The organism is Halopenitus sp. POP-27 (assembly GCF_029889855.1).
Taxonomy (GTDB): domain Archaea; phylum Halobacteriota; class Halobacteria; order Halobacteriales; family Haloferacaceae; genus Halopenitus; species Halopenitus malekzadehii.
In genome coordinates this window covers 19,646-31,895 of record NZ_JARANU010000016.1, presented here as the reverse complement: position 1 = coordinate 31,895, position 12,250 = coordinate 19,646, and the positions used below count along the sequence as shown (strand labels likewise).

Genomic DNA, 12,250 nt, shown 5'->3' with positions numbered 1-12,250 from the left:
CGAGAACGGGAGACGAAGAGACTGATCCGCGTTAGCGGGCCGCCGCCGCGACGCGCTCGCGCTCCTCCTTCTGGGAGATCGCGTACGTCTCGACGTCGTAGTCGGCCGCCCCGGTGAGCTGGCTGGCCAGCGCCTCGGCCGCGGTGGTGGTGGATTTGTACGTCGCCGACTCGACGCCGTCGGCGATGAACTTGAGGGCCTGGTCGACGCGCCGCTGGGGCGCGACGTCGACGGCCTTCGGGACGGAGATACCGCCGTATTTGAGGCGGACGGTCTCCTCGCGCGGCGCCGCGTTCTCCACGGCGGTCACGAGGACCTGCACCGGGTTCTCGTCGGTCCGCTCGTGGATCTGGTCGAAGGCATCACGGACGATCCGCGTGGCCTGCTGTTTCTTGCCGGTGTTCTCCTCGTTCTGCATCAGCCGGTTGATGAGCCGCTCGACGAGCGAGATCTCCGACTTCTGGAACTGCTTGGACGCGTGACGGCCCATCGTGTGGGCGATCGGCGTCACGTTCAGGTACCGCTTCGTGGAGGGGTCGGAGTAGGCCATCTCCGAGACCTCCCAGACGCCGAACAGCAGGGCGTTCTCGGTGGCCGCCTCGCTGTCCGCGGGCGCGTCGGGCTCGGGGGTCTGCGCCTCCGCCGACTCCGCGTCGTCGCTCTCGCTCATCGGACGGGTTTCTCCGCGTTGCCGCGAACCAGTTCGATCATCGAGACGCCGTTGACCTTCTCCACCTTGTAGTTGACGCCGGAGAGGTCGCCCATCGCGCGACCCTTCGCGCCGCCGATCCCGGCGATCGTGACCTCGTCGTGTTCGTCGATGAAGGAGATCGCGCCGTCGCCCGGACAGAACGCCGTGACCTGCTTGCCGTTCTTGATGAGCTGGACCCGGACGCACTTCCGGATCGCGGAGTTGGGCTGTTTGGCTTCGATACCGACCTTCTCTAAGACGATGCCGCGACCCTGCGGCGCGCCCTCGAGCGGGTCTGACTTCTTTTTGAGCCCGCGCTCGCGTCGAGCGTACTCGGAGTCGGACCAGCGTCGCTTCTGCCGGTCCTGTTTGAGCTTACGGGCCGCGTACTTACCGTTCGCCATCGTAACCCACATTTCCGAACGGAGCTACTTAAGCACCCGCTTTCTCCACGGACGAAACCGCCTCAGATCCGTCGAGGGACAGCTATCAACGATTGTGAGACCGTCTTCGTGATCTGGTGTTCGGAATCGACGACCGCTCAGTAACGATGAGCCGATAACGAGCACGCAGCGGTCGTCTCGTGTGACACGCGTCGGATCGGGGATCGATGCGACGGTGCCGGGCGCGATCACGCTGGTGAGGGGGACTCCGGATCGTGGATCGGGTGGAACGTTCCGATCGATGGCGGCGTCCGGTCGATGGCGGCGTCCGGTCGATGGCGGCGTCACCCTGCCGGATCAGTAGTCGGGCGCCTCGTCCTCGACGGCACGCTTCATCGAGTCGCGCCGCGACTTGGCGTCACGTCCGGTCGCTTCGAGGAGGAACTCGTTTTTCACGTCCACCGCATCCGCGGCGGCGTCGGCGTTGCCTTCCGCGATGACCTCCTCGGCCGGCCGCTCCTCGAAGTGTACCGTCAGCTTGTCCTTTTTACCGTCGTAACTGGCTGCCCCCGCGACGATCCGCTGAAAGACCGGGTTGTCGGGATCCTCGACGACGTACAGCTCGTGGCCGTTCACCTCCTCGGTCCCGGTGACCTCGCCGAAGTATTCCTCGATCGAGCCCTTCAGATCCGGCATCCGTTCCTCGAGGTACTCCCCGCGACGCATCTTGTACTCCTTCATTGCCGCGACGTTCGAAAGCGGACGGTAAACCAGTTTCGTCACGATCGACGCCCGTGAGGGCATACCGCGCGCGGATGCGACGCGGGGATGCTACGCCGAGTCGGCGATCGGACGTTCGGCGATGTAACCGCGCTTGCACTCCGGACAGATGTCCCCGGCTCGCATCGAGCTCCGTCCCGCGGACTCGACGAGGTCACACTCCGGACAGAAATACTCGGTCGTGGCTTCCTCCGTCTCGGCACCGTCGTCGACCGTCCGTGCAGCCGTGAACCCGGGGTCCTCGACGGTCGATCTGCGGCCACGGTCGTCTGCGGTCCCGGAGGAGACGGCGGAGTCGGTCTCCGCGGGGCGTTCGAGCACTTCCGTCGCTTCGTCGTAGTCGCTCGGGCCCTCGGCCTCCGGCGTCAGCCCGCCCCCGAAGGAGACCGCGCCGTCGACGTCCTCGCCGGCGTCGGGATCGGCGTTCGCGCTGAACCCTTCGTCCTCGCCGCGTTGGTCGGGCCACGGCGTCCGATCGCTGCGGAGATCGGTGTCGGTTTCGGCTGCGTCCGCAGCGACCACACCGTCGGCTTCGTCGGTACCCGCCTCGCTCGTTGGTACCGTCGTATCGCTCCCGTCCCCGGACTCAGCCGCCCCTGGGGCCGTTCGTGGCGAGTCCTCCTCCGGCCATTCGCCGTGTTCCCGTGTGGGTGACTCGTTCGTGTCGTCCGCGTCGTCATCGAGGATGATCCCGTCGTCGCCGGCGTGATCGTCCGCCTCCGGTTCGGTCGTCACGTCTGCGGGGGTCGTGTCGGCGCCGCCGCTCGGTCCCGATTCGCCGTCGAGGGCGTCGGTCGCTTCCGGGTCGATCCCGTCGGTCACGTCTTCGGTTTCGTCCCCGCCCTCGTCGATCAGTTCGGCGCCGTCGTCGGGCACGGCATCGTCCTCCTTCTCCTCGGGCGAGAGCGTCCCCGTGGTTTCCTGGATCGGCGGCGACCCGTCGGCATCGGGGTCAACGTCGACGTCGGCGGGGACGTCCCCCTCGATGGTGATGCCGGGGTCGGCTTCGGCTTGTCCTGCCCCCGGATCGCTTGCAGACCCTTGATCGGGCTCGGATGTCGACTCGGCGCCGTCGGGTGCCTCCGTGGTCTCGGCGGCGGTGATCGTTTCGCCAGCCTCCGCGGTCGCGTCAGCCTCGCCGGTCTCGGCAGCCTCGGCCGGTTCGACGCCCCCGGCCGCCGTCGTGGCTTCCGTCTGCTCTGCGCGGGTCGCCTCCTCGGCGAGGCGGTCGAGGGACGTCACTTCCGTGTTCTCGCTGACGATCTGTGACTCCCCACAGCGGTCGCATCGCTTCACCTCGCGAACGGTCACGACCACCTGTTCTCCCTCCTCCTCGCGCTCGCGCTCGAGTTCCGGCTCCCCGAAGTCGTGTCCGAGCAGACACCTGAGTCCCATTTACCGTGCCCTGTGCGGTCCGAACGTAAAAAACGTCGCCGTCGACGTCCGACGGGCGGCGGACGGATCCGCGACTGATTTGCGTCGAAATCCGCATTTCGAAACTCGGTGTCCGCAACCCGGTGTCCGAAACCGGTATCCCGTCCGGACGACAATCCACGCGCGATGGACTGTGACAAGTGCGGCGCCGACGCGGTCACCCACGCTGCCTACTCCGGGGCCCACCTCTGTGGCGAGCACTTCCGCCGGTCGGTCGAGAAGCGCGTCCGTCGACGGGTGCGCGAGGATGGACTGCTCGATCCCGAGGCGACGCCGGACGACCCGGATCGATGGGTGATCGGCCTCTCCGGCGGTAAGGATAGCGTCGTTCTGGCGACGATCCTCGAGGAGACGTTCGGACGGGACCCCCGCGTCGAGCTGATCGGCTTGACCATTCACGAGGGGATCGAGGGGTATCGTGACGAGAGCCTCGCGGCCTGCCGCGAACTGACCGACGACCTCGGGATACGTCACGAGGTGGTCTCCTACGCCGAGGAGTTCGGCGTCGAGATGGATGACGTCGTCGAGGACGATCCCGAGAACATGGCCGCGTGCGCCTACTGCGGCGTCTTCCGTCGCGATCTCCTTGAGGGATACGCCGAGGAGTTCGACGCCGACAAGCTCCTGACCGGCCACAACCTCGACGACGAGGCACAGACGGCGCTGATGAACGTTCTCGAAGGGGACGTTCGACAGGTCGCCAAACACTTCGACGCCTCGCTTGGCTCCTTCGAGGACCGTCCCCTCGACGACGCCGACCGCAATGGCGATAACACGGGATCCGACGCACACGCGCGAGCCGAGTCGGACCACTTCGTCCCGCGCGCGAAGCCGCTTCGGGACGTCCCGGAAAAGGAGGTCGCACTCTACTGTCACCTGCGCGATCTGCCGTCGCATATGGCCGAGTGTCCACACGCCGAGGAGGCCTATCGCGGGGAGATCAAATCGATCCTCCACGATCTCGAGGAGTCTCACCCGGGAACCAGACACTCGATTATGGCCGGCTACGAGGAGATCGCCGGGATCGTCGCCGATACGTATCGCGACGACGGCGACGATGGCGAGGCCGACCTCGGCGAGTGCGTCGAGTGCGGCTCCACGACGAGTCGCGAGGTGTGCCGAAAGTGCCGGCTGATCGAGTCGATCGAGGCCGTCTAGCGCCCGCACGCCGGCGGCGGTATCGGCTCGCGGACGTCAACGCGGTCGCGTACTGACTGCCGTGCCCGAGAGGTTCACCCACAACATCCCCTCGCCCATCTCCTCGTAGTCGAAGGACGCGCCGACGACCGCGTCGGCGCCGCGCTCCGCTGCCTCGGCCTCGAGATCGGCGATGGCCTCGGTCCGTCCGGTCTCGATCTTCTTCTCGTAGGACCCGCTCCGTCCGCCGACGACGTCGCGGATGCCGGCGGCGATGTCGCTGACGACGTTCGCCCCGATGACCGCCTCACCGGAGATCACGCCGTGATACGCGGTGATCTCGCGGTCCTCGAACCCGTCCGTCGTCGTGATGGTGACGTCGGTCATACTGGTTGGCGTACGTGATGTTCCCCTATAAATACGGGCGTCCTATTAATACGGGCGTGCCCGGTCATTCCGTGGCGGAGCCACGGGGTGGTCGTACCGTCGATCAGGCGGAGTCGTCGTTCGTGTCGGTTTCGGCGATCCGGCGGATCCGGTTGACGCCGCCGGTCTCCTCGATGACCTCGACGACCGCTTCGGGGACGAGGGTTTGCCAGTCGCGGTCGTGGATCATCCGCTCGCGCAGCTCGGTCCCCTCGAGCACGTCGCGTCTGAACATCGGCGACTGCCGCACCTCGACGCCGGCCTCCTCGAAGAGTCGGATGACGAGCGGATTGTTCGAGTAGGCGATCCGGAACGCCGGCGTCATGCTTTGCACGTGGCTCACCCAGACGGAGTTTCGTTCGAGGTCCTCGATCGGAACGACGTAGGTCGTGATGTCCACGTCCTCGACCGCCTTGGTCACCATCATCACGCGCTCGCCGGCCGTGAACGGATTCCGTGTGGTGTGTGAATCCCCGGCCGATCCGATCCCGAGGACGAGCTCGTCGACCTCCGCGGCGATCTCCTCCACCATGTGGAGATGGCCGTCGTGAAACGGTTGAAACCGGCCGATGTAGAACCCCCGCATACTCGGATCTACCGACAGGATAGGTATTAAAGACGGCGAGTTCGTTCGGTCACCAAAAACGCGTTTGTGGCGGTCCATTCGTGGTGTTTTCGACGGATTCAGTCGTGATCGTGAGGGGAGAAAGTATATCAATCGCCGTCACCTCCTTTGAGACAGCGACGAACGATTCTATGAGCAACGAGAAGGACGAGAACGAGCGCCCTACCGAGCACGGGGCACCCCCCTCCGGGGAGGACGACTCAACGGACGCCGTCGATAGCGACCGGGACGGCGTCGACCGAGAACGCCGCTCCACGGACGGGGCGGCTGCCGAGGATCCGTCCGCCGAAGATCAAGCCGCCGAGAACGCCTCGAACGGTGACGATTCCCCGGACGAATCCGACGGGATGATCTATCCCGGCCCGGACTCGAACGGCGCGCTCACGACCGAGACATCGGAAGACGTTCCCACCGAGGAAGCACTTCCCGATGCGGACCGAGACCGCGAGGAGCCCACGGACGACCAGCCATCGATCGACGAACTCGGCAGCGACGTGGAAGTCCACGGCGCCGAGGTCGAGGAGGACCCCGACGAGGAGGACCTCCTCGGTGGCCTCAAGATCAACTCGACCGAAGAGATCGAGATCCCGGACCGGCTCGTTGACCAGGTGATCGGCCAGGAACACGCCCGCGACGTCATCATCAAGGCGGCCAAACAGCGCCGCCACGTGATGATGATCGGCTCGCCGGGAACCGGCAAGTCGATGCTCGCGAAGGCGATGGCCGAGATGCTCCCGAAGGAGGAGCTGCAGGACGTCCTCGTGTATCACAACCCCGACGACGGGAACAATCCCAAGGTTCGGACGGTTCCCGCAAGCAAGGGCGAACAGATCGTCGATGCCCACAAGGAGGAGGCCCGCAAGCGCAACCAGATGCGCAGCTTCCTGATGTGGATCATCATCGCCGTCGTGCTGGGCTATGCGCTCATCATCGCCGGCCAGATCCTCCTCGGCATCATCGCGGCCGGCGTCATCTGGCTCGCGTTCCGGTATATGAACCGCGGCTCGGATGCGATGATTCCGAACCTGCTCGTGAACAACGCGGACACGAAGACCGCCCCGTTCGAGGAGGCGACCGGCGCTCACGCCGGCGCGTTGCTCGGCGACGTCCGTCACGACCCCTTCCAGTCGGGCGGGATGGAGACGCCCTCCCACGACCGTGTGGAGGCCGGGGCCATCCACACCGCGAACAAGGGCGTGTTGTTCATCGACGAGATCAACACCCTCGACATCCGCAGCCAGCAGCATCTGATGACGGCGATCCAGGAGGGCGAGTTCTCGATCACCGGCCAGTCCGAGCGCTCCTCGGGCGCGATGGTCCAGACCGAACCCGTCCCCACGGACTTCGTGATGATCGCCGCCGGCAACCTCGACGCGATGGAGAACATGCACCCGGCGTTGCGCTCGCGGATCAAGGGATACGGCTACGAGGTGTACATGGAGGACACAATCGAGGACACTCCCGAGATGCGCCGGAAGTACGCCCGGTTCGTGGCCCAGGAGGTCGCCAACGACGGCCGGCTGCCCGAGTTCACCGCGGAGGCGATCGAGGAGGTCATCCTCGAGGCGAAGCGCCGCGCCGGCCGAAAGGGCCACCTAACGTTGCTGTTCCGGAACCTCGGCGGGCTCGTCCGCGTTGCCGGCGACATCGCCCGCAGCGAGGAGGCGGAGTACACCACCCGCGAACACGTGCTCCAGGCGAAGGGCCGTTCCCGATCCATCGAACAGCAGCTCGCCGACGACTTCATCGAGCGCCGCAAGGACTACGAGCTGCAGGTCTCGGAGGGGTACGTCGTCGGCCGCGTCAACGGTCTCGCCGTAATGGGCGAAGACTCCGGGATCATGCTCCCGGTGATGGCCGAGGTCGCGCCCTCGCAGGGGCCGGGCGAGGTGATCGCCACCGGTCAGCTCAAGGAGATGGCCCAGGAGTCCGTCTCGAACGTCTCGGCGATCATCAAGAAGTTCTCCGACGAGAACATCTCCGAGAAGGACATCCACATTCAGTTCATCCAGACGGGCCAGCAGGGCGTCGACGGCGACTCCGCCTCCATCACGGTCGCGACCGCCGTGATCAGCGCGCTGGAGGGCGTCGGCGTCGACCAGAGCCTGGCGATGACGGGGTCGCTGTCGGTCCGGGGCGACGTGCTCCCCGTCGGCGGCGTCACGCACAAGATCGAGGCCGCGGCGAAGGCCGGCTGCGACCGGGTCATCATCCCGGCCGCCAACGAGCAGGACGTGATGATCGAGGATGAATACAAGGAGATGATCGAGGTCATCCCGGTCAGCCACATCAGCGAGGTCCTCGAGATCGCGCTGGAGGGTGAACCCGAGACGGACTCGCTCGTCGACCGGCTCAAGTCGATCACCGGCTCCGCGCTGAACGAACAGGGCGTTGCCAATCCCTCGAACCCGAGCCCGCAGTAGGACTCGATCCTGCCAGGCTCCGCTTTTCTGTCGAATGTCGAACTGGACCGGCTTTTTGCTCGCGATCGTGGGCCTCACGGTCGGCCTGTTGCTCGTGACCCGCCGGTCGCAGGACGCACTCGCCGATATGCGGATCGTCGATGGCTCGGCTCCAGCTCCGGAGTCGGATCCGGATCGAGAGTTGGCTCCCGAGACCCCCGCCGACACCGCCCCGGCTCACGGCGCCACGGCCGGCGCCCGTAACCCGGCGATCACGACGCGGGCACTCCTCGCGAACGTCGTCGTCTCACAGGGAGTGTTCCTGATCGCGGTCGTGACGCTGCTGTGGTGGTTCGGGGTTCCGGTCACCCACCTCGGGCTGTCGGACGGGACGATCGCCGCTCGTGCCGTGGGGATCGGCGTCCTTGCGGGCGGCGGTATCGCCGTCCTGAACGAGCTTGGCGCTCTGGTCGGCCGCCGTGCCGGACTCTCCGGACACGAACGGCTCCGGCAGGCGCTTTCGCCGACGGTTCCGGCCGACTGGGTCCTGCTGCTTCTGGTCGTTCTGCCGACGATCGCCGTCTTCGAGGAACTCCTGTTCCGGGGCGTCCTGATCGGGGCGTTCGCGGTCGGGTTGGGCGTGGACCCGTGGCTTCTCGTGGTCGGGTCGTCGATCGGCTTCGGGCTCGGACACGGGGCACAGGGAGCGCTCGGCGTGATCGTGACCGCGGTTCTCGGGACGGTTCTCGGCGGCCTCTTCGTGCTGACCGGCTCGCTCGTCGTCGTGATCGTGGCCCACTACGTGATCAACGCCGTCGAGTTCCTCGTCCACGAGGGACCGGCGGACGGCCGTCGTCGCTAGCGTCGCCGCGTTGGTGACCCGTTTCGATCCGGCTCACACACCCGCGAGCCGCCCGGGTGAACCCGGCAGACCGTCGGATCGTATCCGGCGTCCGAGAGTCCGGTCCCGAGCGCGAAGACCGTTCGTCCGAGCATCGCCATCGAGGCCTCGCCGCCGACGTCGTCGACCAGGCCGATCGCCTCGGCGACCGCTGGCACCAACAGCCCGGCCTCTCGCGCGAACGTTCGTGATGCGTCCATCAGCGTCGGCAGGGTTGGGTCCTCCTTGAGCGTCGTCAGCGCGCGCTCGCCTGCGACCGACAGGTCGGCGGTGTCGTCCGTCAGGACCGATTCGGTCGGGAGTTCGCCGAATGTGACGTACTCGATGCGTTCGGTGGCCGGTACCCCGTCGAGCGTTCCGTATCCGGGTGCACCCGGCTCCAGCCGGATCGGGATCCCCCCCCGAGCCTGTGCGACGACGTCGCCGAGCCCGGTTCCGGCTTCGACCTCCGCCGCGTGTGCGATCCGGACCAGATCGTTCTCCGAGTATCCGTCACCGGTCGCGTCGGTGGCAGCGAGGGAGGTTCCGAGCGCCGCGGCTCCCGAGACGCCGAACCCCGCACCGATCGGGAGCTCGGTCTCGACGGTAACCTGTGCGTCGAGATCCAGCCTCGAGAGGACGAGCGTCACCGGATCGATCGTGGCGGACTCGCCGTTTACCGTCTGTCTCGGCGACGCGTCGGACGGCGCGACATCGGATGCCGTGACCGGATCGACGGTGACCGTCACGCCGTCCGAGAGCGCGATCCCGGCACCGCGGGACCCTGCCGCGTGGGCGTTCTCGTCCGGGTGGGCGCTGAAGAACGCCGTGACGTGTCCCGGAACGAACGCGCTCGACCGATCGTCGCTCATTCGGCTGGTTAGGGGCTGAGACGCTGTCGGTCACGCGGGAACAGCACCGCCTCGCGGATGTTCTCGAGGCCGAGCATCGTCATCACGAGCCGCTCGGCGCCGATCGCCCAGCCGGCGTGCGGGGGCATCCCGTATTTGAACATCTTGGTGTAATACTCGAACTCCTCGGGATCGAGCCCCTGCTGTTCGAACCCGGCGATGAGTTCCTCATAGCGGTGTTCACGCTGGCCGCCGGAGACGAGCTCCATCCGCGGGTGCATCAGGTCGAACCCGGTCGAGAGCGTCTCGTCGCCGTCGTAATCCTTGATGTAGAAGGGCTTGATCTCGGAGGGCCAGTCGGTGATGAAGTAGTGCTCGCCGACGTCCTCCCCGAGCGCGTGTTCGCCCTCGGTCGGGAGGTCGTCGCCCCACACGAGCTGCTCGTCGAGCTCGCCGGTGGCGTTGATGCGTTCGATGGCCTCCTCGTAGGTGAGCCGCGGGAACGCCTCCGCCGGTGGCGCGAAGGAGTCCTCGAGCCCGAGGGCCTCGAGCTGCGGGCCGCAGTTCTCGGCGACCGCCTCGTAGGCCGACCGGATGACGGATTCACAGACGTCCATCGCGTCCTCGTGGTCACAGAACGCGCCCTCGAAGTCGATCGAGGTCGCCTCGTTGAGGTGTCGTGGCGTGTTGTGCTCCTCGGCGCGGAAGATCGGACCGATCTCGAAGACGCGTTCGAGTCCCGACCCCGCCGTCAGCTGCTTGAACAGCTGCGGGGACTGGTTCATAAACGCCTCCTCGCCGAAGTAGGTGATCGGGAAGAGCTCGGTGCCGCCCTCGGTTCCGGTGGCGACGATCTTCGGGGTCGTGATCTCCGTGGCGTTCGCGTCGCGGAACGCCTCCCGTGCCGCGCGGAAGATCTCGCCGCGGATCTCGAAGACCGCCTTGACCTCATCCTTCCGGAGGTCCAGCGTTCGGTTATCGAGCCGCGTCGACAGATCCGCGTCGACCTTTCCGGAGGGATCAAGCGGCAGCTCCGTGTCGGCCTCCGCGATGACCTCGACCGACTCGGGAGTGATCTCGACGCCGGTCGGCGCGCGCGGCTCCTCGTCGACGTCGCCGGTGACCGCGATGACCGACTCGCGGGGGACACCGAGGCCGGTCTTGACGAGCTCCTCGTCCATCTCGTCCTTCTCGAATTTGACCTGGATCCGTCCGTTGGTATCTCGAAGGATCAGGAAGGCGATGCCACCGAGGTCCCGGACCTCGTGTACCCAGCCGGCGACCGTGACGTGATCGCCCGGTTCGGCCGCGGACGTGTACGTGCGGTCTTCGAGTCCTTGCATACCATTCGATTCCGCGGTTGGGGCTTAAAAGACGTTGATTCGCGGTTCACGACCCAGAAGTTTCAGTACGCCGCGCCCGTAACGTCGGATATGGTGACTCGGCTGCGGCCATGGATCGCCGCCGCACTGGCGCTTGCGATCGTGGGACTCGGCCACGCGTACCTCCGGCGCTGGGGACGGGCACTGCTGTGGTTGGTCACGGTCGTGGGGGCGTCGGTCGCCCTGCACTCGGTCGCGAACGTGGCTCCCGTCAACCCGATCACGAACCCTGAGGGCGTGCCGTCCGTCGTGTTGCTCCCGATCACCGCCCTGGTCGTCCTCTCTGCGATCGACGCCTTCGTGCTCGGCAAACGGGACCGTAATCGCGCTCGAACCGCCACCGTCGATCGTAACGCGGTGAACGGCCAGCCGGGTAGCCACGTCGATCGTCAGTCCGGGGACACGGCGGCGACGACCGGCACCGAGCGCCCCCCGACCCGAAACGCGGTTCCGGCGGCACCCGAGGAGACGCCCGCGGTGACGTGTCCACATTGCGGGAAGGAGACGGACGCGGAGCTCGACTTCTGTCACTGGTGTACCGAGCCGCTGCCGGCGGCCGAGGAGAACGCCGTCGACGGTGTGGAACGAGGATCGTAGGTCGGGACGCTCCGCGGCGCCGTTCGGCGGCCGATCGATCACTCACTCCCTCATTCACACCCTCATTCACTCATTCACTCCCTGCCTCACCCTCGTCGGCCGGCTCCCGCCGCTCGACGAGTTCGTTGTTCTCCAGGGTGAGCACCGTCTCGTCGTCCCCGTTCCGGACCGTGATCGACTCGTGGATGATCCCGGCGGCGGGGTTGCTCTCGGAGGGACGCGTCTCCAGGATCTCGAACTCGACCGCGAGCGTGTCGCCCGGTCGAACCGGCGCGTGCCAGCGCACGTCGTCGATCCCGAGTCCGGCGATGACCGCGCGGTCGCCGCGTGCGGCGTCGACGAGCAGACGGACCGATAGCGAGAGCGTGTGGTAGCCGCTGGCGATGACGTCGCCGTAGGGACTCTCGGCGGCGGCCTCGAGGTCCGTGTGGATGTCGAGCGGGTCGTACTCCTCGGCGAACTCGATGATCTCCTCGCGTGAGACGGTCGTCGATCCACACTGCGTCACCGTTCCGGGTTCGACGTCCTCGAAGTAGATCGTGTCGTCGGTGCTCGTCGTCTCGCCCTCGCTCGTCGCCTCGCCATCGTTCGCCGTCGCATCGTGGTCGCTCGTCGCCATCTCTCCCTCGTTCGGGACTTCTCCGTCGGATCGATCGGTCATA

General features: G+C 66.6%; 13 protein-coding genes. 4 read left to right on the top strand and 9 right to left on the bottom strand.

Going from position 1 to position 12,250, the window contains the following annotated elements; all coding sequences use genetic code 11:
* Positions 1–31 precede the first annotated feature (31 nt).
* From OQF70_RS10490 to OQF70_RS10475, 4 genes are all read right to left on the bottom strand, one after another.
* The gene (locus OQF70_RS10490; protein ID WP_280537482.1) at positions 32–670 is read right to left on the bottom strand and encodes a 30S ribosomal protein S7; all 639 of its coding nucleotides are present in this window, start codon (positions 668–670) and stop codon (positions 32–34) included.
* Positions 667–1,095: a 30S ribosomal protein S12 gene (locus OQF70_RS10485; RefSeq protein ID WP_021073582.1), complete on the bottom strand. Its 429-nt coding sequence runs from the start codon at positions 1,093–1,095 to the stop codon at positions 667–669. The genes OQF70_RS10490 and OQF70_RS10485 overlap by 4 nt, the downstream gene beginning before the upstream one ends.
* A 336-nt stretch (positions 1,096–1,431) precedes the next feature.
* Positions 1,432–1,815: a DUF5611 family protein gene (locus OQF70_RS10480; protein WP_092813332.1), complete on the bottom strand. Its 384-nt coding sequence runs from the start codon at positions 1,813–1,815 to the stop codon at positions 1,432–1,434.
* 90 nt (positions 1,816–1,905) lie between these two features.
* Positions 1,906–3,249 carry a hypothetical protein gene (locus OQF70_RS10475; RefSeq protein ID WP_280537477.1) on the bottom strand — a complete coding sequence of 448 codons (1,344 nt, stop codon included), beginning with the start codon at positions 3,247–3,249 and terminating at the stop codon, positions 1,906–1,908.
* A 165-nt stretch (positions 3,250–3,414) separates the two neighbouring features.
* Here OQF70_RS10475 and OQF70_RS10470 point away from each other — a divergent pair, with 165 nt between their 5' ends.
* Positions 3,415–4,446: a TIGR00269 family protein gene (locus OQF70_RS10470; protein WP_280537476.1), complete on the top strand. Its 1,032-nt coding sequence runs from the start codon at positions 3,415–3,417 to the stop codon at positions 4,444–4,446.
* Between the two features lie 36 nt (positions 4,447–4,482).
* On the opposite strand, the gene OQF70_RS10465 is transcribed toward OQF70_RS10470, so the two are convergent.
* Both OQF70_RS10465 and OQF70_RS10460 read right to left on the bottom strand, forming a co-directional pair.
* The gene (locus OQF70_RS10465; protein ID WP_280537474.1) at positions 4,483–4,812 is read right to left on the bottom strand and encodes a YbjQ family protein; all 330 of its coding nucleotides are present in this window, start codon (positions 4,810–4,812) and stop codon (positions 4,483–4,485) included.
* A gap of 103 nt (positions 4,813–4,915) precedes the next feature.
* The gene (locus tag OQF70_RS10460) at positions 4,916–5,437 is read right to left on the bottom strand and encodes a nicotinamide-nucleotide adenylyltransferase (RefSeq protein WP_280537473.1); all 522 of its coding nucleotides are present in this window, start codon (positions 5,435–5,437) and stop codon (positions 4,916–4,918) included.
* 170 nt (positions 5,438–5,607) lie between these two features.
* On the opposite strand from OQF70_RS10460, the gene lonB reads away from it, so the two are divergent.
* Positions 5,608–7,899, top strand: coding sequence for an ATP-dependent protease LonB (gene lonB / locus OQF70_RS10455; protein WP_280537472.1), 2,292 nt, complete (start codon positions 5,608–5,610; stop codon positions 7,897–7,899).
* A gap of 34 nt (positions 7,900–7,933) precedes the next feature.
* A complete protein-coding gene (locus OQF70_RS10450) occupies positions 7,934–8,740 on the top strand; it encodes a type II CAAX endopeptidase family protein (protein WP_280537470.1) in 807 nt (268 codons plus the stop codon).
* On the opposite strand, the gene OQF70_RS10445 is transcribed toward OQF70_RS10450, so the two are convergent.
* Both OQF70_RS10445 and aspS read right to left on the bottom strand, forming a co-directional pair.
* Positions 8,737–9,630, bottom strand: a complete 894-nt coding sequence (locus OQF70_RS10445) for a pantoate kinase (protein WP_280537469.1) — start codon at positions 9,628–9,630, stop codon at positions 8,737–8,739. The two genes, OQF70_RS10450 and OQF70_RS10445, sit on opposite strands and share 4 nt — an antisense overlap.
* A gap of 8 nt (positions 9,631–9,638) precedes the next feature.
* Positions 9,639–10,952, bottom strand: coding sequence for an aspartate--tRNA(Asn) ligase (gene aspS, locus OQF70_RS10440; protein ID WP_280537467.1), 1,314 nt, complete (start codon positions 10,950–10,952; stop codon positions 9,639–9,641).
* Between the two features lie 90 nt (positions 10,953–11,042).
* On the opposite strand from aspS, the gene OQF70_RS10435 reads away from it, so the two are divergent.
* Complete coding sequence (locus OQF70_RS10435) at positions 11,043–11,588, top strand: zinc ribbon domain-containing protein (RefSeq protein ID WP_280537465.1); 546 nt, start codon at positions 11,043–11,045, stop codon at positions 11,586–11,588.
* Positions 11,589–11,658: 70 nt separating this feature from the next.
* On the opposite strand, the gene OQF70_RS10430 is transcribed toward OQF70_RS10435, so the two are convergent.
* On the bottom strand, positions 11,659–12,249 hold the full coding sequence (locus OQF70_RS10430; protein ID WP_280537463.1) for a MaoC family dehydratase: 591 nt from the start codon (positions 12,247–12,249) through the stop codon (positions 11,659–11,661).
* Position 12,250 lies beyond the last annotated feature (1 nt).

What these genes read in the sequence shown, in the direction of transcription:
- lonB (WP_280537472.1), top strand. Translation starts at nt 5,608, where the DNA reads ATGAGCAACGAGAAGGACGAGAACGAGCGCCCTACCGAGCACGGGGCA.
- OQF70_RS10470 (WP_280537476.1), top strand. Translation starts at nt 3,415, where the DNA reads ATGGACTGTGACAAGTGCGGCGCCGACGCGGTCACCCACGCTGCCTAC.
- OQF70_RS10490 (WP_280537482.1), bottom strand. Translation starts at nt 670, where the DNA reads ATGAGCGAGAGCGACGACGCGGAGTCGGCGGAGGCGCAGACCCCCGAG.
- OQF70_RS10435 (WP_280537465.1), top strand. Translation starts at nt 11,043, where the DNA reads ATGGTGACTCGGCTGCGGCCATGGATCGCCGCCGCACTGGCGCTTGCG.
- aspS (WP_280537467.1), bottom strand. Translation starts at nt 10,952, where the DNA reads ATGCAAGGACTCGAAGACCGCACGTACACGTCCGCGGCCGAACCGGGC.
- OQF70_RS10430 (WP_280537463.1), bottom strand. Translation starts at nt 12,249, where the DNA reads ATGACCGATCGATCCGACGGAGAAGTCCCGAACGAGGGAGAGATGGCG.
- OQF70_RS10450 (WP_280537470.1), top strand. Translation starts at nt 7,934, where the DNA reads ATGTCGAACTGGACCGGCTTTTTGCTCGCGATCGTGGGCCTCACGGTC.
- OQF70_RS10465 (WP_280537474.1), bottom strand. Translation starts at nt 4,812, where the DNA reads ATGACCGACGTCACCATCACGACGACGGACGGGTTCGAGGACCGCGAG.
- OQF70_RS10485 (WP_021073582.1), bottom strand. Translation starts at nt 1,095, where the DNA reads ATGGCGAACGGTAAGTACGCGGCCCGTAAGCTCAAACAGGACCGGCAG.
- OQF70_RS10460 (WP_280537473.1), bottom strand. Translation starts at nt 5,437, where the DNA reads ATGCGGGGGTTCTACATCGGCCGGTTTCAACCGTTTCACGACGGCCAT.
- OQF70_RS10445 (WP_280537469.1), bottom strand. Translation starts at nt 9,630, where the DNA reads ATGAGCGACGATCGGTCGAGCGCGTTCGTTCCGGGACACGTCACGGCG.
- OQF70_RS10480 (WP_092813332.1), bottom strand. Translation starts at nt 1,815, where the DNA reads ATGAAGGAGTACAAGATGCGTCGCGGGGAGTACCTCGAGGAACGGATG.
- OQF70_RS10475 (WP_280537477.1), bottom strand. Translation starts at nt 3,249, where the DNA reads ATGGGACTCAGGTGTCTGCTCGGACACGACTTCGGGGAGCCGGAACTC.